We start from the raw sequence: 17,315 nt of genomic DNA on the forward strand, positions 1-17,315 counted from the left end.
TCAGCGATCCCGCGCGCGGCGCGGCGTCGGCCAACGACGCTCGACCATGGGACTTTCGGGACGAACCGGGGCCGGGATGCATGGGCTGTCGCAGACGAGGTTCACCTCGCCCGCCGTGTCGTCGGCGCGCGCGCGGGGCTCCGCGAGGGCCGCGCGGACGTTCTCGACGAGCACGTCGAGGCCCGCGCTCTTCGCGACGAAAGGCACATGCAGGGCCTTCGCGAGCGCGGCGAGCATGTCCGACCTCATGTCGGAGCAGAGCATCACGCGGGTATGCCCGAGGCCAAAGGCGTCACGAATCATCCGCACCAGAAGGCAACCGTCGACCTTCGGCATGTTGACGTCGATCACGACGAGCTCACAACGCGTGGCCCGTACGGCCTGGAGCGTGCCGAGCGGCCCTTGATGAAAAGCCGCGTCGAGGTCCTCGGCCAGGAGCCGCCGCAGCACCTCCTTGCCGAAAACGGGATCGTCGTCGACCAATAAAATCCGCGCTTCCCCCACCATATCCAATCGAGTCATTCATCACCGGAAGTCGCCCGTCAAGGAGGTACGCGTACTCCTTTCGTATTTCACGATGGATAGACCATGACGTATCCGTACGTCTGGATGGGCAACGATACGGCGTGGACACAACGCATTCAGGGCATCGAATTCGCTACCGAATTCGATGTCAGCCGATCCGGAGTGACATCGAAATGTCGGTCACCTGCATCCCCGAATCGATCCGGAACGCGTCCTTGCGCTTGCCGTTCTCCACGAAGCCCATCCGCTGGTAGAGGCTCCGGGCGGGGAGGTTGTGCTCGAAGACGCCGAGGTCGATCCAGGCGACCTTGCCCGTGCGTTTCGCCCAGCCGATCGCGGCCTCCATCAATTGCTGGCCGTGGCCCTTCCGCGTATACCCCCGCTCGATGCCCATGCCGAGGATCGCGCGGTGCATCTCCGCCGAGAAACGCCCGCCGCGGAGCTCGAGGTGCCCCACGACCCAGCCCCGCACAGGCTCGACGAGCAGGAAACACCGGCCCCAGAGCGACTCCTCCAGTGCGCGCTCCCAGCGCTGCCGCGCGTGCTCTCGGACGCTCGCGCGCTCGGGCGAACGCGAGATCGCGAAATGCAACGAGCCCTCGCGTCCGCTCTCGGCCGAGTGGCGGACGATGTGATCGGCGAATCCGTCGAGGTCCGTGCGGTCCGCGAGGCGGATGAAAGGGCGGCCCGACATGGGAGATCCGCTCCAACCTGTACCGCTCCCACGTCCCAGCGACCAGGGGGATCGAGGGTCGAGGTCGTCCGGCGCGCGAGGTCGAGGCCCCGGGTCGTCTGTTTTGTACTAGGCTCCGCCCGTGCCCCGGTTCGTGACCTTCGCGTGCCTCGCCTTCGCCCTCGCCGCGTGCGGCGGCTCCGCCATGCCCGACCCGAAGGACGCCGTGAAGGCCTACGCCGACGCGGCCGCGCGCGGCGACGCCGACGCGATCCACGGCATGATGACCACGAAAGGCCAGCGGAGCCTCTCGCGCGAGGACGTGCGGCGCATCGTGGCCGAGGAGCGCAGCGAGCTCGCCGATCAGGCCAAGGCCCTCGCTGCGCCCGCCGTGACGATCAAGGCCCACGCCCGCATGCGATACGCGGACGGCGAGGACGCGACGCTGGAGCTCGAAGGCGGGGTCTTCCGGATCTCGGCCGCCGACGCGCTGCCCGCCGGCGCGAAGACGCCCGCGCAGGCGCTCGAGCAGCTCCGGCGTGTCCTCGCGCGGCGCAGCTACGCCGGGCTTTTGCGGGTCCTCTCGCCGTCCACGCGAAGCGCGATCGAGAACGATCTGCGCTCGCTCGTCGAAGGGCTCGAGCATCCGGAGGGCCTGGAGGTGCAGGTCGCCGGCGATCGCGCGACCGTGCAGGTGCCGGGTGGCCACGAGGTGAAGCTGCGCCGCGAGGCGGGCGTCTGGCACGTGGAGGATTTCGATTGATGCGCGCGCGGGTGAGCTCGGTCCTCCTCGTGCTCGTGGCGCTCCTGCTCGTCGCGCTCGTGCCGCGGCCGTCGCGGGCCTTCGGGGAGGAAGGGGCGTTCAATCCGCGGATCCTGCTCACGGGGACGGCGCGCTGGGAAGGCGCGCGAACGACGGGGCCCGCGCGCTGGTCCGAGGAGCTCACGCGACGCACGAGCGCGCCCGCGCGCCTCACGCCCACGACGGTGCGCGCCGACGCGCCCGCGCTGCTCGCCGAGCCGTTTGCGATCTGGGGCGGTGAGGACGACGTGCCCGCCCTGACCGAGCGCGAGGTGCTCGGCATCCGGCGCTTCCTCGCGCTCGGCGGCGTGCTCTTCGTCGACGATTTCGCCCCCGAGTCGGCCGCGTTCGGCAAGGCCGCGCGGCGCGAGCTTGCCCGCGTGTTGCCTGACGGCGCGCCGATCCCGATCGGCACGGAGAACGTGCTGTTCCGCTCGTTTTACCTGCTCCGTCGCGCCGTCGGGCGTGTCGAGGGCGAGCCGAAGCTCGAAGCGATCCTGCGCGGCGGCGTGCCGCAGGTGATCTTCGCCAAGCACGACGTGCTCGGCGCGCTCGCCCGCGCGGCGAACGGGACGCATCCGTTCGTCGTGGTGCCGAACGGCGAGCCGCAACGCGAGCAGGCCGCGCGGCTCGCGGTGAACGTGGCGATGTTCGTGCTCTGCTCGAACTACAAAGACGATCAGGTGCACGCGCCCTTCCTGATGCGGCGCCGTGCGGCGGAGCCTTCGCCATGACGACGAGCCTCGCGCCGTCGGGGGATCTCGCGCCGTCCTTCCAGCTCCTCGCCGCCCTGCTCACGGTCCTCGGCATCGTGCTGCTCGCGATCGAGCTCAGGCGCTCGCGGGGCTCGCGGATCGCCGCGTTTGCCACGGGCTCGCTCGCCTCGATCGGCCTGCTCTTCGCGGTGCTGCGGCCGGTGGCGATCCAGAGCAAGGGCAGCCTCGTGGGGCCCCGTGTGGTCGTGCTCGCCGACGCGTCGCGCTCGCTCGATCTGCCGGGCCCCGCGGGAAAGACGCGCCGGCAGGAGGCCGCGCGCGCGCTCGGCGAGCTGCAGAAGCATGGCGCAGACGTGCGGCTTTACGGGCTCGCGTTCGGCAAAGGCGCGCCGACGCCGCTCACCGCCGCGCTCGCGGACGGCGCGCCCGAGGCGGCGCAAAGCGGGGCGGAAGGTCGGCTCGGGCAGGCGTTGCTCGCGGCGCGGCCGATGCCGCGATCGGATCTCGCCGGCGCGATCGAGTCGGTCGCGCGCGCGGCGGATGAGCGGCCCGCGGCGATCGTGGTGCTCTCGGATGGAAGGCTGGATCGGCCCGGCGAGGCGCAGGCGGGCGAGGCGATCCGCGCCGCGCTGGGGACGCTGACGGTGCCGGTGCACGCGGTCGCGGTCGCGACGGAGGCGCCGCGCGACGCGAGCGTACGCGCGGTGCGCGCGGCAGGCGCGGCGGTCGCGCATCAGCCGCTCACGTTGCGGATCGAGATTGGCTGCGCGGGCGGGCTCGACTGCGACGAGATCCCCGTGTCGCTGCGTGAGCTGCGCGAGAGCGGCGAGCCGACGTTGCTCGCATCGGGCAAGGCCAGCGCGTCGAGCGGATCGGCGACGCTCGAGCTCGAAGTGACGCTCGATCGCGCTGGCGCGCGTATCCTCGAAGTGTCGATCGACGCGCCGGACGGCGACGCGGTGCCGGACAACGACACGCGGTACATGACGATCGACGTCGCGCGTGATCGCGTGCGCGTGCTGCACGTGGCCGGGCGGCCGACGTACGACGTGCGCGCGCTCCGCATGTGGCTCAAGGCGGACGCGTCCGTCGACGTCGTGGCCTTCTTCATTCTGCGCACGCCGACCGACGACGTGGTCGCGCCGTCGGAGGAGCTTGCGCTCATCCCGTTCCCGGTCGACGAGCTCTTCAGCGAGCACCTGCCGAGCTTCGACGCCGTGGTGCTCCAGGACTTCAACGCCGCGCCGTATGGCCTCGCGAAGCACCTGCGATCGCTCGCGCGGTACGTCGACAAGGGCGGCGGCTTGATCATGGTCGGCGGCCCGGATGCGTTTGTGCCCGGCAATTACGCGGGTACGCCGCTCGCCGAGGTCCTGCCCGTCGAGCTCGATCGCGGGCCGGACGCGCAGGGCGCGGACGTGGCCTCGTTCGTCCCGCGCACGACCGAGGCGGGCCGCGCCGCGCCGGTGCTCGGGCCGCTGCGGGATCTCATCGGCGAGGAGTGGCCCGAGATGCCTGGCGCGAACGTGGTCGGCGACGCGCGGCCGGGCGCGACGGTGCTGCTCGAGCACCCGACACGCAGGACGCCGAAGGGCGGGCCGATGCCGATCCTCGCGCTCGGCGAGCACGGCAGCGGGCGGACGATCGCGCTCGCCATCGACGGCTCGCACCGGCTTTTGTTCAGCGCCTTCGCGGCGAACGCGGCAGGGAGGGCGCACGGCGCGTTCTGGGACGCGATGCTCGGCTGGCTCATGCGCGACCCGCGCTTCGAGCCCGCGGTCGTGGATCTCGCGGACGGGTGCATCGCCGGGGAGAACACGACCCTCACGCTGCGGCCGCTGCCTGGGCAAAAGGGCGACGCGAAGATCACGATCCGCAAGCTCGGCACGGGCGAGGAGGCGCGCGTGCTCTCGGCGCGGCTCGACGGCAAAGGCGAGCCGCTCTCGCTCGACGCCGGCAAACTCCAGCCGGGCGGTTATTCGGCGACGGTGGAGATCGTGCCGAACGAGGCGGGCGTGGCGCCTTCGGACGGGTCGGCCTCGGCGCAACGCGGTCCGACGACCCGGCGAGACTTCGCGTGCGAGCGCGGCGGCGACGAGTGGGCGGACACGCGGCCCGATCCGGAGCGGCTCGCGGCGATCGCCGCGGCGACCGGGGGCAAGAGCGTGACGGTGGATCAGATCAGCAGCCTACCGCTGCCGGCGGCGACGCAGATCGCGGCGGAGCGGCGGGTCTCGCCGCTCCTGCCGCCCTGGGCTTGGACGCTCGGCGCGGCGATGCTCGTCGGGGTGCACTGGATCGTGCGGAGGCGGGGCGGGTTGTCCTAGAGCATCGACTGTTCGATGCTCGGAAGATCGCGGAGCGATCTTCCCTCGGGGGGTGAATCGTCCGGGCTTTGCCCGGACGAGAGGGGGACGCGAGGCGTCCCCCTCGGGACAAAAGAGCTAGGACATCGAGCGGTTGCAAACCGATCGATGTCCTAGCGGAGGCGGGGCGCCGTCAGGTCTCTTTTTCCGCGGGCTGCCCGATCTGGAGCGCCTCGCGCTCGCGCTCGGTGCTTGGATCCCCCTCGGCGCGGAGCGACCACCCCGTCTTCAATCCGAGGACGAACCACCCGAGCGCGAGCGCGCCTGCGGCGAAGATCGTATCGCCGAGGATGCGTAGCCATCGCAGCGTGTCCATGCGCGGCGTCTGGAGGAACTCGGCCGATCGCGCGTACCACATCCCGTGCTCGACGCTGGCCCAGGTCTGGAGCAGGCCGAGCGGCAGCAGGCTGAGGAGCACCATCAACACGAGCCCGATGTTGATGGTCCAGAACGCGAAGGAGAGCACGCCCGTCTTCCACGCGCGGTGCGTCGACAGGCCCTTCAGGCAGAAGAGCATGAGGCCGATGCCGAGCATGCCGTAGACGCCGAAGAGCGCGGTATGGCCGTGGACGGGCGTCGTGTTCAGGCCCTGCATGTAATAGAGCGCGATCGGCGGGTTGATGAAGAAGCCGAAGAGCCCCGCGCCGACGAGGTTCCAGAACGCGACCGCCACGAAGAAGTAAATCGGCCACTTGTACGCGGCGACCCAGGGCCTCGCGCGCGTGAGCGTGAGGTTTTCGTAGGCCTCGAAGCCGATGAGGACGAGCGGCACGACCTCGAGCGCGCTGAACGTCGCGCCGAGGGCGAGGACGGAGGTCGGCGTGCCCGTGAAATAGAGGTGGTGGAAGGTGCCGATGATGCCGCCCGAGAGGAACAGCACCGTCGAGAAGAGCACGGCCGAGGTCGCCGTCGCGAGACGCAGGAGGCCCATGCGCGTGAAGAGGAATGCGATCACGACCGTGGCGAAGACCTCGAAGAAGCCCTCGACCCAGAGGTGAACGACCCACCAGCGCCAGTATTCGGCCATCGCGAGGTTCGTCTGCCGCCCCCACATGAGCCCCGCGCCGTAGAAAAGGGCGATCGCCGTGGAGGCAACGAGGAAGAGCGCGAGCAGGTTCTTGTTTTCGCCGCCCTTCTTGAACGCCGGCCACAGGGCCCGACCGACCAAGAAGAGCCAGAGGCAGAGGCCCACGAACAGGAAGATTTGCCAGAAGCGGCCGAGGTCGACGTATTCGTAGCCCTGGTGGCCGAACCAGAAATTCGCTTCGAACCCGAGCTTCTGCCGGATCGCGAACCACTGGCCGGCGAGCGAGCCGACGACGATCACGAGCAGGCACACGAACAGGAAATGGACGCCCGCGCGCTGGAATTTGGGCTCGTGCCCGCCGACGGCCGGCGCGATGAACAGGCCCGTGGCGAGCCACGCCGTGGCGATCCAGAAAATGCCGAGCTGGACGTGCCACGTCCGCGTCACGGCATAAGGCAACCACCGGTCGAGGGGAATGCCGTAGAAGCCCGAGCCCTCGACGCCGTAATGCGCGCTCACCGCGCCGAGCGCGATCTGCGCGACGATGAGCGCCGCGACGACCCAGAAATACTTGCGCGTCGCGCGCATCGAGGGCGTCGCCTGCTGGCCGATCAGCGGATCTCGCTCGGGGTAGACCGGATCCTCCGTCGGGCGGTGGCGCTGGGCCGCGAAATACCACGAGAGCGCGCCGATCCCGGCGAGCAGCAGGACGAAGCTCACGACCGACCACACGACGATCGCGCCCGAGGGGTGATTGCCGATGAGCGACTCGGAGGGCCAGTTGTTGCTGTATGTGACGTTCTCCCCGGGCCGCTCGGTGCCGCATGCCCAGGCCGCCCAGAAAAAGAAGGCGTTCATGAGGCGCTGGCGCTCGGGGTCCTTGAGCGTCGCGGCGGGGATCGCGTAGGCGTCGCGCAGCTCGGCCATCGCGGGATCGGTGCCGAACACCCCGGTGTAATGCTTCGAGACGGCCTCGATCGCGCGGGCCCGGAGCGGGCTCACCGTGAGCGCGCCGGACGCCGCGTCGTAGGTGTTCGTGCGTATCTCGGCCTTGAGCCGCTCGACGAGCGCGGCGCGCTCCGGGGCGGGGAGTTTGTCGAAGGTGGTCCCTTTTTCGTCCTGCGCCCAGACGTCGAGGAGCCACGTCGCCTCGCGGTGCAGCCAATCTGCCGACCAGTCGGGGGCGACGTAGGCGCCGTGCCCCCAGATCGAGCCGACCTGCTGGCCGCCAAGCGATTGCCAGACGTTCTGACCGTCACGAATGTCCTGACCCGTGAAGAGCGCGCGGCCGTCCGAGGCCACGACGACACGATCCGGTATCGGTGGTGCTTTGCGATAAATCTCGAATCCGAAGTAACCGAGGACAGCGAAGGAAAGCACGATGACCGCGCCGAACGCTGCCCACAGCCTCGTATGCCGCATTGAATACCTCCCGCGTGGGGTGGGACCGTTGTGCGCGCCCGGGTGACCAATTTCAAGAGCAAACGCGTGTCGAATTCGAGCGGAGACGCATCAAATGCTCCGTTACGTTGCGTTTGTCTTCGTGGCCGATCGCCCCCGTCGCACCCCCAGACCCCCGAGGACTGCGCCGAAAGTCTCTTCCCGACGTGGCCCATGTCCGCTATGATGGACGAGCATCCGCCATGTCACCCACATCTCCTGACCTGGTCCCTGGACCGGACACCGGCCCCTCGCTCGCTCCCCACGAGGGGTGGCTTCGTGTCCATTTCGGCGCCGGGAGCCCCTCGCACGCCGATTTCCACTGGTTCTGGCTTCGCCACCAATGCGACGTCGACCGGCACCCGCGGACCGGGGAGCGCACGCTCGATGCCTCGGAGGTCCCGCTCGGCGCGCGCCCCCGGAGCGTGGGCCTCGACACGCAGCGCCGCCGCGTGCTCGTCACCTGGGACGAGCCCTCCGGCCGGCAAAGCAGCTACGAGCTCGAATGGCTCCGCGCCCACGCGTATGCGCCGGGCCGCGTCGAGGTCCCGCCGCCGCCCGCAGACGCCGCGCGGGTGACGCTCGAAGCGGGGCGATGCTCGGACCTCGCCGCGCTCGTGGAGGCCTGCGTCGCCCGGGTGCGCCACGAGGGGCTTTGCGTCGTGCGGGGTTCGTCGGCGGCGTGGGGGCGTTCGCCCGAGGACGACACCGAGCCGCTCATCGAGGCGTTCTCCGCCGCCGGGCTCTCCCTCGTCGGCACGCATTTCGGCCGCGTGGAGGACCTGCGCACCGACAACACGACGAACCAGAACACCGATCAGCTCGGGTATACCGACGCGGGGATCGATCTCCACACCGATCAGCCGTTCCTCGACAAACCGCCTCGTTACCAGCTCCTGCAATGCATCCGGACGGCGGACGTGGGCGGGGACAGCTTCTTTTGCGACGCGCTCGCCGCCGCGCGGTACATCGCGTCGATCGACGCGCCGGCGTTCGAGCGCCTGACGACGCTCCCGGTGCGGTTTCACCGAAAGCAGAAATCGTTCGAGCGGGTCGTCGTCTCCCCGCTGCTCACGATGGCGGGCCCGAGCGGCTTTCTCGTGCGATATTCCTATTTCACGCTCGCGCCGTTCGAGGCCTCGTTCGCGGAGATGGAGGCCTGGTACCGAGCGTATACGCGGTTCGCGGAGATCGTGCGGGATCCACGCCACCAGGTCCGCCTCCGGCTCGAACCGGGTGATTTCGTGCTCTACGACAACCACCGGATGCTGCACGGAAGGACGGCCTTCTCGGGCGCCCGGTGGCTCCGGGGGATCTATTTCGATCGGAAATGAATCAAGCGCGATCGAGCGTCGAGGGGCGCGAACGAGCGCCCCTCGTGCTCACGGCCATCCCTCGATCAGGTGCCGCCTTGCCCGCCGGCGCCGCCTTGGCCACCGGCGCCACCGGCGCCACCTTGGCCGCCGGCACCACCGCCGCCGCCTTGGCCGCCGACGCCACCTGCGCCGCCCGTGCCGCCGCCTGCGCCGCCCGTGCCGCCGCCCGCGCCACCCGAGCCCGAGCCCGAGCTCGAGCTGCTGGACGTCGTGTCACCCGTCTTCTCGTCGTCGCCGCAACCGGTCATGCCGGCCAGCGCGACCACGGCGAGCAACGAGCCAAAACCCAGGGCGAAGACCGAGCTTGTTCGCGAATTCTTCATGCAAGCGCTCCTCGACGTCCCAACACGAGGCAAGGAAGGAAAGCAACCTCTGCCGTGACGTCCGTTATCGCGGATGTTACGATGTGTTAACGGACGTGGCAAGCTTCTCTGCGTCGAGATTACGCGCTGCGTTCGTGTGACCTGGATCGCGGCGCTGCTCAGCCTCCTCCCTTGCCTTTGCGCCGCAGGGCGATACCCACGCCGAGCAGGCACATGAGCGCGGCCCAGCCGACCCTGTCGTCGTCCGACCCGCTCACCTCACACCCTGCACATCCGCCGCCGCTCGGCGGTTTCGGTGGGGCGGGCGGCACATCGACCGGCGTCTCCCCCGGACCTGGCTCCGTGGGGGGGGAGGCTGCGCCAGCGTCCGGCGGGCCCTCGGGCGCAGGGGGCCTGCTCGGCGTATCGTCGGGCGGCTCGGGGACGTCGGGCAAGGCCGGCAGCTTCTGGCCCTCCTTGAGCACCGGGTAGCGCGGCGGGGCCCCGCCCATTTGGCTCGCCACGTACGGCGCGGGGACGGCGCTCGCGGGCACCTTCTTGGCGGCCTCGATTCGCGCGGCCTCGTTTTTTCGCGTCGCCGGGTCCGCGCAGGTCAAACGTTTTTCGCATTTGGTGCGGGGAATCCCCGCGCAATCGGCCTGGGACCTGCACGTGCCGTGCGCGACGGGCATCACGTAGCGGTGCATGTTCCGGTGCTCGATGCAGAACGAGAGCTCCTCGCATGCGCCGTTCTCGCAGGCCTCGCCCACCTTGCCGCAACTGTTGTTCAGCACGCACGAGGCCGTGTCCGGCCCGTCCGACTCCCAGTGCAGGCCCTTGGGGCAGGGCGCGGGCGGAGGCGCCTCGCAATAGGACGTCGCGTGGTGGATCTTCGGCACGTAGCCGGCCGGGCAATCCGCGCGGAGCGGCGGGGAGCAATAGGGCCCGCCGTGGCTCAATGCCTTCTCGGTGCCTCTCGGACAGGTGATCGGCAGGTTGGGGACGACGTCGGCGAAGGCCGCGGTCGTCCACGAAGCCGCGCTGAAGCCGAGGGCAAGAGCCATTGCGAGGGGGCGCATCGATATCCTGCTCGTGTTGGAAATGGGAGGAGGAGCGCCATCCTCCACCCGGCGGCGAGCCACGTCAAGACGTCGCGGGGCGGAAGGAGGATTCGACCGCGCCGAGGAAGACACCCCGTCCGCCGTGATGACAAGGGACCCTTCGGCATCCAAAGGGGTCATGCTCGACGCCGGTCCGTCCTACCTGCGCGCAAAACCCCTGGTGGGGCTGCTCCTCGGCCTTTCCTCGCTCGCTTGCGCGCCTCTCTCGTCTCCCCGCAGCTTTCACGCGCCCGGCGCGCCCGTCGGCCGTATCTCTGCGACGCTCGTGCCTGCGCCCGGCGTCCGATCGGGCGGGCCTCACCTCGTGACGTTTGGTCTCCCATTGCCACCGGAATCGCTCACGCGCGCGGGCCTCGCGACCGTGCGTGTTCTCCAGGGCGGCGTGGAGATCCCGGCGCACGTCGAGGAGCTCACCCCTTATCGGCACCTCACCGATCCCGCGCGCTCCGGGCGCTGGGTGCGCGTCGCGCGGGTGCAGCTCATTCATACGTTCCCGACGAGCCCGCCGGAGCCCACGTCCGTCATCGTCGAATGGGGCGCCGCGGAGCGCACACGCGACATCCCCGACCTCCTCCCGCCGCGGCGGGGGTTTCATTCCGTGGCGACAGGTAGCTTCACGCCCGAGGACCTCGTCACCGAGCCCGCCGTCTACGTCGTCCTGCCCAAGGCGCTCCTCGCGCAAGGGGCCTTGCGTACGCCTTTCGTGCCGCTCGACGATCGCGTCGGCGAAGACATGGATCCCCCCGCGCTCCTCCACGGCCGGCGCCTGCCGTGGCCGCTCGCGTACGACGTTGCCCAAAAAAACTATTTTTATGGCCTCCTGAACGAGCCGGCCGGCGATAGCCCCTACCGGACGAACCTCGACAACAACGGCGAGGCCTGGCTTTACGATCGGGCCTCCGCAATGTTCGTCCTGTACCTCCGGGGCGGCTCGGCCCGGGTGCTTCGCGAGGCCGTGCGCGCGTCGGTTTTTTACGAGCGCCTCCTCGTGCTCGCGCGGCAGCACCGGGGGGATCCCTCGGCGGAGGCGCGCCCCAAGGCGGCGTTTTTCTCGTGGCGCAAGCCGCGGCCCGATCCGAAGGACGCCGCCAAGGAGCCCGCCTGGGATCCGAAATACTCCTACGTGGAGTGCCTCGCCCTCATGTTTTGGCTCACGGGGGACGATCGTATCCTCGACAAGCTCGACGCCTTGGTCGCGGCCTTCGCGGACGTCCCCTCGCGCTGGTCGCCCGCCTATTCGCCCGTCCGCAAGAGCACGGGCGAGCGTTTGCGCGAGGCGTGGACGGAGAGGCATGTGGCGTTCAAGCTGCTGGCCGCGACGATCGCGTTCGAGCTCCGCGGGCGGGAGGAGGACCGCGCGCGGGTCGTTCGTATCGTGGAGGATCTGCTCTGGCATCAGGATCAGAGCCGCCCCGGCGGCCTGTTCGCGCGAGTCGGCGCGGTCGTGGACGGCGGGCTTTACCATTTCGGTACACAACACGATCCGGACGAGGCCGGCGAGGAGCTCGTCGCTTCGCCGTGGATGTCCGCGTTGCTCGTCGATGCGATGGTGCGCGTTCATGCATTATGGGAAGACCCGCGCATCGCGCGCTTCATCGTGCGCATGGGAAGGATGCTCTCGGCGGCCTCGAAGGTGCGCGTGTTGCCCGATGGTTCGAGGATGCTCACGCCCGATTACCTCGTTCGCCCCGACGGCTCCACGCACACCGATCACGACGGCGCCGCGCACGCGGCCGACGTGATGGGCGCGCTCGCCTGGGCCGACGCATTCGCGCGCCTCCTCGGCGAGCCGGATCCCAGGTTTCGCCGCGTGATCCTCGGCTCGCCGGGGCTCTACGAGACGTTCACGGGAGAGCTCTTCCAGAGCCCGGACGATTGGATGCTGCGGCCTTACCGCCGTTATGCGTGGATGTTTCGGACGTCGGCGGCGTTTTCGTATGCGCTGGGGGCGTGGTGAGGGGAGCGGGAGCCTCCTCCTCTCCGACGGTGTCCTTCGCAGGACCGTTCGCCGGGTGGGGTGAGATCGTCTCCGGGAGGGGTGAGACGGTCTCCAGAGACAGGTGCGCGTGTCTTCCGGGAGGGGAAGACCCTCCTGCAAGAGGGTTGGGAGCGTCCTCGAGGGGGAGGAGACCCGCCTCCGAGAGGGGCGCAGGTGTCTCGGGGAGGAAGGAGAGGGCCTCCGGGGAGGGACGATACCCTCCTGCAAGAGGGTCGCGCGTGTCCTCGCGGTGAAGGAGAACCCTGTCCCGGACGGGGCGAGGGGTCCCGAACGGCGGTTGGGAGGGTTTCGGAGAGGATTGTCAGCATGCAAGGGGAGGGACGAGAGCGTCCTCTGGGAGGGTCGAGAGCGTCTTGAGGAGGGATGGCGCTGTTCTCGAACAGGGACGAGAGCCTTTGGCAGGGGGATGGGACGGTCGTTGGGGAGGGTCGAGAGGGTCCTCCAAGAGGCTCTCGAACGCCTCGGCGAGCACGTCCTTGTGGACGACGCGCATCATGGGGAGGCGGGCCCTCTCGACACGAGAGGCCCGCCTCCGCAGGTTTCTCGTAAAGCCGGGAGGCGAAACCGCGACGATTTCGTCGCGGGGATGCCCTCCGGCGGGGAGGGGTCATGAACCGATTTCAGGGTATGCTCGTGATGCTCGTGGCATGCGCGCCGCTGGGGATCGCTGGTTGCTTGGCGGAGATGGCCACGGAGGATGAAACGCAGGCAAACGCGGACGTCGATATCGGGAACGAGGCGAGCGCCGGCGAGGCGCTCGCCGCGCAGCGCCGTCGTTGTCCGCCCGGCTTCGTGCGGCCTCCGTGGTCTCGGTTCTGCATCGCGGCTTATCGCGACACCCCCCGACCGTCCCCCTCTTGCCCGCCCGGCTGGACGTTCAGCATCTACACGAACAGTTGCAGACCCGCGCGGCGATGAAGCGGGAGCATGACTGTTAAAAAGTGCCGGCGACGGGGGCTCGCCCCGTGGTCATCAAGAAGATCGCGGCAGTGTCCGGATTGTCGTTCTCGGCAGTGCTCCTCAGCGCAGCATGCATGGCGGACGTGGAGGACGCTACGGCGCCGCTGGACCCGTCAGCGTTGGCGGAGCTGACGGAAGAAGCGGAGAGCGAGCTTTGGCCTCGGCGCAGAGCTTCTCGCTCAACGTCCACAGGTCGGCCGCGAGCTTTGGGTCCAGCGCTTGTTTTGATGGATCCACGGGACGGCGATTCGAGACGAATTGCCCCTTGCGCGACGCCGCTTCCGGCGAGGTTGCGAGCCAGAGGAGGGAGTCCGCACCTTGCTCCGGCGTCTTCGAGAAGGGCCTCGCCACTGCGTACACCAGGTTCATCAGAAGCCCCATGTCCGACCCGAAGCCGCCAAACTGGGTCCGGACCGAGCCCGGCTCGAAGCAGTTCGCCGTCGCGGTGGTTCCGGAAAGCCGCTTGAAGGTCGCGCCAGCGTTATTCACGAGGACGTCGAGCCGGTCGTGCTTGGCCTTGAATGCCTCGGCGGCGCGCTTCACGTCGGCCATCCGCGAAAGATCGCAGAGGAGAAGGTCGAGGTTCTGGTTCCCGCTCGCGTCCTTCAGCTCTGCGAGCACCTGCGTGGTCTTCTCCTTGTTGCGTCCGACGATGGTCATCGTCGCGCCGCGCTTGGCGAAATCCATCGCCGCGGCCTTGCCGATGCCATCCGTTGCTCCGGTTATCAGAATCACTTTGCCTTCGAGATCGTGCTTCATGAGTTTCCCCATGGGTTGTGGTGAAGCGAAGCGCCTAGACGCCGCGCTCTGCGCTCCGGAGATCTCCAGAGGAGCGACGGCGCTCGTAGGCTCGATGGAGCGCGGCGATGAGCAGGGAAGCGATGAGCAGGCCGGCGAGGATCGGCCACGCGCCGGGCTGAATCCTCCCCGACGCATCGAACATCTCGCTGCCGAGGTAGCTCACGAGGAGAAGGGTCGGCGTGTAGCCGACGAGCGAGCCCCAGAAGTGGGTCCAGAACCCCACCTTCGAGACGCCGAAGAAGGAGTGGAGCACCTGCGGCATCCAGAGAATCAGACGAAGGACGACGACCGTCTGGAATGCGTTCCGCTCGAGCGACGCGTCGTATTTGCGGAGCCGGGCAGGAATACGCGCCGAGACCCAGTCCTTCGCCACGAAGCGCGCGAACGAGAATCCAACGACGCTCGCGCACATCGTCCCGATCATCGAGAGCGCGAAGGCTGTCTGCCACGGCCATATCAGCGGCGCTGCGACGATGAAGATCGTCCCAGGGACGCCGAACGGCTGCAGCACCGTGTACGCCAGGATGAATGCGAGGTAGCCCCACGCGCCCCTCGCGACGAGCGTCTCGGCCAGGATCTTCGGTTCGGCGACCTGCGCGAAGATCCCGAAGTGATAGGCACCGGCGAGCGTGAGCAGCACCAGCGCGACGACGCCGAGCTTGGCGTTGCGGAGGGAGCGCGTCGCCTCGCTCATGCGCCGACCCGGTTGATGTCGGCCGATTCGAGGAGAAACCGGTCGGCCTTTCCTTCGACGACGCGGAGCATGGCGCGCCCAAGGACCTCCGAGGTGGTAAACAAGAACGGAAAGACGCGCACGAGGAGCGGAACGAAGAGAAACAGCGGCTTTAGCAGCACGATGCCGACCTGGTACTGCCACGTGCGACTCCGAATGCCGGGGCCAGGCCGAATGAAGCCAGGCCTGACGCTCCCCGCGTGACGGAAGGGCATCCCGCGCAGGGACTCCTCCACGCGCCGCCTCACGCGAGCCCACATTCCGGGCCCGCCAGCGCCGCCGCCAGAGCAGTAACAGAAGGAGAACTCCGGGTTCAGCCGGAGGAGCGCGCGCGCCCATACGAGCGTGAGCTCCTCGGTCACGCGCGCGTAGGCGGGTTCGTCGAGACCGGCGGAGCTGATGCCCACGGCCCAGATACAGGCGTCGTAGCCGACGAGTTGGTCCTCGACGGCGGCGAAATCGAAGAGATCGGGCAGCAGGAGCTCGCGCAACTTCGGGTGCGTGACGCCGCAAGGGCGTCGTCCAATGCTGAGCACCGACTCGACGTCGGAGGCGTTGAGCGCTTCACGCAGGGCCCCTGCGCCGACCATGCCGGATGTGCCAAAAAGGATGAGCTTCATCGTAACGTCCTCTTCATCCCCCGAGATCAGAGCGCGTACCGAATCCCTGCAATGCGCGTGGTCCATGCGGTACTCATGGTGCGAAGCCCTCCGAGGGGTCGTCGTGGTTCACGCGCGTGTTCCTTTCTTTTTCGCCGGCGGAACGAACTGTTCTGCGAGGATTCGGAGCCGTCGTTCGAGCACGGCAACGGTCGGTTGATCCGCAAGGAGACCATCGAGAGAGAGAAGGAAGACGTCAGCTTTTTCCTCGTCCCCGAGAATCGTCGCGACGCACTCCAGCGCGACCTTTCGGTGCTGCGCGTCGATGTCGGGATCGATCCGCTCGCAGGCGTCGAAGAACTCACTGCCCATCGGCGCTCCGACCATGTCGGACCAGGGCTCGAGCACCATCACCCTGCACACGTCGACCAAGCGTTCGTACGGGCTGCCCGGCGCGGTCACCGCCTGTTTTGCCAAGGGATGTCGCGAAACCAGCCAGTCGGCGAAGACGGCCCTGAAGATGTCTTCCTTGTCCTTGAAGACCCGGTAGATCAGCGTCCGTGAGAGGTTCGCGCGCTTGGCGATGTCCTCGAACGACGTCTTCGCGAAGCCAAAATGGAGGAAACACCACCGCGCGGCGAGCAGGATCTTCGAGCGGCGCGCGGCGGCCTCGTCCTCTTTCATGGTCGCTGCCATGGCGACACTGTGACAACTGGATCAATATTTGTCAACGTGTTCCGGAGCGAGGCTTGAAGGGGAGCGCAGGACCACCCGGGAACTTTGTGGGTCGCTCGTCGTGTCCTCCGGAGCGGCATGCAAGAAGCTCCTTCCTCTGCCGGCTCGCCCACGCAGGACGCGACCCTCGCGCTCCTCTCGCTCCGCCTCGTGACCGGGTGGCTCTTTTTCTCCGCGCTTTGGCGGCGCCTCGTGCTCGAACCGGAAAAGATGGTGCCCGATGCGGCGGGGTACGTCGGGGAGAAGTTCAACCACTTCCTGCCGCACGCAATCGGCGTGCGTGGGCTCCTTGATTGGCTGGTGCGGCACCCCGAGGTGCTACACCCCTTCCTCGTGGTCTTCACCGTGCTGGAAGGGGCGGCGGGGCTCGGGCTGATGCTCGGGCTCCTCACGCGCGCCGCGGCCGCGGGCGTCGTGATGTTGTCGGGGGGCATCCTGCTCGGCGCGGGGTGGATCGGGTCGACGTGCCTCGACGAGTGGCAAATCGGTGTGCTCGGGATCGCGGGTGGAATGTCCGTCGTTTTCGGGGGCGCCGGACGTTTTGGGCTCGATGCCGCCCTCACCTCGCGTTTTCCACGGCTTCGTGCGAGCCGCGCCTTTGCGCTCCTCGCCTCGGGTCCGCTGCCGCTTCGCCCGGGGATCGTCCGCCGCGGCGGGATCGCCCTCGCAGGAGCGACGCTCGCGCTCACGCTCGCGACGAACCAGATTTTCTTCGGCGGCGTCTGGGGCAAGCTGCACAATCACTCGGTGCGGCCGCACGTGACGATTGCGGTAGCGGAGCTGGATCCAGCGGGCGCGCTGCGGCTGAAGCTCGCGCGCGACGGAGGGCCGGACACGTATGGCGCGTTCATCGTGGATATCGTGATCCTCGACGGAGCGGGAAAACCGGTTCATGGCTGGGACGCGCGGGCCTTGGCTTCGCTGCCGGCGAGCGCGATCACGAACCATTATCTCGTGAAGGTTCACCCCGGACCCCATGGGCTCGTTCTCCCGCTCGGGAGCGTCGCGGACGTCGTTTTGCCGATCCCGTCGGAGGTGCCATCGCCGGGGCATTCCCGCGTGCGGGTGTCGGATGTGAGCGGCGCCGTGTGGGAGGCGGGGCTCGACATCACACCGCGGCTGGCCACGAGGGAGTGAGGG

16 protein-coding genes are annotated in these 17,315 nt (G+C 68.7%); 7 read left to right on the forward strand and 9 right to left on the reverse strand.

Annotated features, from left to right (window positions below; translation table 11 throughout):
- Both E8A74_RS42755 and E8A74_RS42760 read right to left on the reverse strand, forming a co-directional pair.
- Nucleotides 1–522 (reverse strand): response regulator, encoded by a 522-nt coding sequence (locus E8A74_RS42755; protein WP_136934909.1) that lies wholly within the window; start codon nucleotides 520–522, stop codon nucleotides 1–3.
- Nucleotides 523–673: 151 nt separating this feature from the next.
- Nucleotides 674–1,219: a GNAT family N-acetyltransferase gene (locus E8A74_RS42760; RefSeq protein ID WP_136934910.1), complete on the reverse strand. Its 546-nt coding sequence runs from the start codon at nucleotides 1,217–1,219 to the stop codon at nucleotides 674–676.
- A 121-nt stretch (nucleotides 1,220–1,340) separates the two neighbouring features.
- Between E8A74_RS42760 and E8A74_RS42765 the strand changes: the two genes are divergently transcribed.
- From E8A74_RS42765 to E8A74_RS42775, 3 genes are read left to right on the forward strand one after another with little or no spacing between them, the layout of a single operon-like run.
- On the forward strand, nucleotides 1,341–1,961 hold the full coding sequence (locus E8A74_RS42765; protein WP_232379994.1) for a hypothetical protein: 621 nt from the start codon (nucleotides 1,341–1,343) through the stop codon (nucleotides 1,959–1,961).
- Nucleotides 1,961–2,734 carry a DUF4159 domain-containing protein gene (locus tag E8A74_RS42770; protein WP_136934911.1) on the forward strand — a complete coding sequence of 258 codons (774 nt, stop codon included), beginning with the start codon at nucleotides 1,961–1,963 and terminating at the stop codon, nucleotides 2,732–2,734. Before E8A74_RS42765 ends, E8A74_RS42770 begins: the two co-directional genes overlap by 1 nt.
- Nucleotides 2,731–5,043, forward strand: a complete 2,313-nt coding sequence (locus tag E8A74_RS42775; RefSeq protein WP_136934912.1) for a glutamine amidotransferase — start codon at nucleotides 2,731–2,733, stop codon at nucleotides 5,041–5,043. Before E8A74_RS42770 ends, E8A74_RS42775 begins: the two co-directional genes overlap by 4 nt.
- Nucleotides 5,044–5,215: 172 nt before the next feature.
- Here E8A74_RS42775 and E8A74_RS42780 read toward each other — a convergent pair whose 3' ends face one another.
- Entirely contained in the window at nucleotides 5,216–7,531 is a 2,316-nt protein-coding gene (locus tag E8A74_RS42780) for a nitric-oxide reductase large subunit (RefSeq protein WP_136934913.1), read from the reverse strand.
- 221 nt (nucleotides 7,532–7,752) lie between these two features.
- Between E8A74_RS42780 and E8A74_RS42785 the strand changes: the two genes are divergently transcribed.
- Entirely contained in the window at nucleotides 7,753–8,883 is a 1,131-nt protein-coding gene (locus E8A74_RS42785; RefSeq protein WP_136934914.1) for a TauD/TfdA family dioxygenase, read from the forward strand.
- A gap of 65 nt (nucleotides 8,884–8,948) precedes the next feature.
- Here E8A74_RS42785 and E8A74_RS42790 read toward each other — a convergent pair whose 3' ends face one another.
- Nucleotides 8,949–9,248 carry a hypothetical protein gene (locus tag E8A74_RS42790; protein WP_211365583.1) on the reverse strand — a complete coding sequence of 100 codons (300 nt, stop codon included), beginning with the start codon at nucleotides 9,246–9,248 and terminating at the stop codon, nucleotides 8,949–8,951.
- A 158-nt stretch (nucleotides 9,249–9,406) separates the two neighbouring features.
- Nucleotides 9,407–10,306, reverse strand: coding sequence for a hypothetical protein (locus E8A74_RS42795; RefSeq protein ID WP_136934915.1), 900 nt, complete (start codon nucleotides 10,304–10,306; stop codon nucleotides 9,407–9,409).
- A gap of 160 nt (nucleotides 10,307–10,466) precedes the next feature.
- On the opposite strand from E8A74_RS42795, the gene E8A74_RS42800 reads away from it, so the two are divergent.
- Nucleotides 10,467–12,305, forward strand: a complete 1,839-nt coding sequence (locus E8A74_RS42800; RefSeq protein ID WP_136934916.1) for a hypothetical protein — start codon at nucleotides 10,467–10,469, stop codon at nucleotides 12,303–12,305.
- Nucleotides 12,306–12,956: 651 nt separating this feature from the next.
- Nucleotides 12,957–13,265, forward strand: coding sequence for a hypothetical protein (locus E8A74_RS42805; protein ID WP_136934917.1), 309 nt, complete (start codon nucleotides 12,957–12,959; stop codon nucleotides 13,263–13,265).
- Nucleotides 13,266–13,400: 135 nt separating this feature from the next.
- Here the strand turns inward: E8A74_RS42805 and E8A74_RS42810 are convergent, their stop codons facing one another.
- The 4 genes from E8A74_RS42810 to E8A74_RS42825 form a co-directional block, all read right to left on the reverse strand.
- The gene (locus E8A74_RS42810; protein WP_136934918.1) at nucleotides 13,401–14,066 is read right to left on the reverse strand and encodes an SDR family NAD(P)-dependent oxidoreductase; all 666 of its coding nucleotides are present in this window, start codon (nucleotides 14,064–14,066) and stop codon (nucleotides 13,401–13,403) included.
- Between the two features lie 34 nt (nucleotides 14,067–14,100).
- Nucleotides 14,101–14,802, reverse strand: a complete 702-nt coding sequence (locus tag E8A74_RS42815; RefSeq protein WP_136934919.1) for a TVP38/TMEM64 family protein — start codon at nucleotides 14,800–14,802, stop codon at nucleotides 14,101–14,103.
- Nucleotides 14,799–15,461 carry a Rossmann-fold NAD(P)-binding domain-containing protein gene (locus E8A74_RS42820; RefSeq protein WP_136934920.1) on the reverse strand — a complete coding sequence of 221 codons (663 nt, stop codon included), beginning with the start codon at nucleotides 15,459–15,461 and terminating at the stop codon, nucleotides 14,799–14,801. The genes E8A74_RS42815 and E8A74_RS42820 overlap by 4 nt, the downstream gene beginning before the upstream one ends.
- A gap of 108 nt (nucleotides 15,462–15,569) precedes the next feature.
- Complete coding sequence (locus E8A74_RS42825; RefSeq protein WP_211365584.1) at nucleotides 15,570–16,136, reverse strand: TetR/AcrR family transcriptional regulator; 567 nt, start codon at nucleotides 16,134–16,136, stop codon at nucleotides 15,570–15,572.
- A 117-nt stretch (nucleotides 16,137–16,253) separates the two neighbouring features.
- Between E8A74_RS42825 and E8A74_RS42830 the strand changes: the two genes are divergently transcribed.
- Nucleotides 16,254–17,312 (forward strand): TQO small subunit DoxD, encoded by a 1,059-nt coding sequence (locus E8A74_RS42830; protein WP_136934921.1) that lies wholly within the window; start codon nucleotides 16,254–16,256, stop codon nucleotides 17,310–17,312.
- The last annotated feature ends 3 nt before the right edge of the window (nucleotides 17,313–17,315 follow it).

The organism is Polyangium fumosum (genome assembly GCF_005144585.1).
Classification (GTDB): Bacteria; Myxococcota_A; Polyangia; order Polyangiales; family Polyangiaceae; genus Polyangium; species Polyangium fumosum.

Excerpts from the sequence above, each read along its gene's own strand:
- E8A74_RS42800 (WP_136934916.1), top strand. The coding sequence starts at position 10,467 with ATGCTCGACGCCGGTCCGTCCTACCTGCGCGCAAAACCCCTGGTGGGG.
- E8A74_RS42770 (WP_136934911.1), top strand. The coding sequence starts at position 1,961 with ATGCGCGCGCGGGTGAGCTCGGTCCTCCTCGTGCTCGTGGCGCTCCTG.
- E8A74_RS42820 (WP_136934920.1), bottom strand. The coding sequence starts at position 15,461 with ATGAAGCTCATCCTTTTTGGCACATCCGGCATGGTCGGCGCAGGGGCC.
- E8A74_RS42790 (WP_211365583.1), bottom strand. The coding sequence starts at position 9,248 with ATGAAGAATTCGCGAACAAGCTCGGTCTTCGCCCTGGGTTTTGGCTCG.
- E8A74_RS42785 (WP_136934914.1), top strand. The coding sequence starts at position 7,753 with ATGTCACCCACATCTCCTGACCTGGTCCCTGGACCGGACACCGGCCCC.
- E8A74_RS42825 (WP_211365584.1), bottom strand. The coding sequence starts at position 16,136 with ATGGCAGCGACCATGAAAGAGGACGAGGCCGCCGCGCGCCGCTCGAAG.
- E8A74_RS42775 (WP_136934912.1), top strand. The coding sequence starts at position 2,731 with ATGACGACGAGCCTCGCGCCGTCGGGGGATCTCGCGCCGTCCTTCCAG.
- E8A74_RS42755 (WP_136934909.1), bottom strand. The coding sequence starts at position 522 with ATGACTCGATTGGATATGGTGGGGGAAGCGCGGATTTTATTGGTCGAC.
- E8A74_RS42795 (WP_136934915.1), bottom strand. The coding sequence starts at position 10,306 with ATGCGCCCCCTCGCAATGGCTCTTGCCCTCGGCTTCAGCGCGGCTTCG.
- E8A74_RS42805 (WP_136934917.1), top strand. The coding sequence starts at position 12,957 with ATGAACCGATTTCAGGGTATGCTCGTGATGCTCGTGGCATGCGCGCCG.
- E8A74_RS42760 (WP_136934910.1), bottom strand. The coding sequence starts at position 1,219 with ATGTCGGGCCGCCCTTTCATCCGCCTCGCGGACCGCACGGACCTCGAC.
- E8A74_RS42780 (WP_136934913.1), bottom strand. The coding sequence starts at position 7,531 with ATGCGGCATACGAGGCTGTGGGCAGCGTTCGGCGCGGTCATCGTGCTT.
- E8A74_RS42830 (WP_136934921.1), top strand. The coding sequence starts at position 16,254 with ATGCAAGAAGCTCCTTCCTCTGCCGGCTCGCCCACGCAGGACGCGACC.
- E8A74_RS42815 (WP_136934919.1), bottom strand. The coding sequence starts at position 14,802 with ATGAGCGAGGCGACGCGCTCCCTCCGCAACGCCAAGCTCGGCGTCGTC.
- E8A74_RS42810 (WP_136934918.1), bottom strand. The coding sequence starts at position 14,066 with ATGAAGCACGATCTCGAAGGCAAAGTGATTCTGATAACCGGAGCAACG.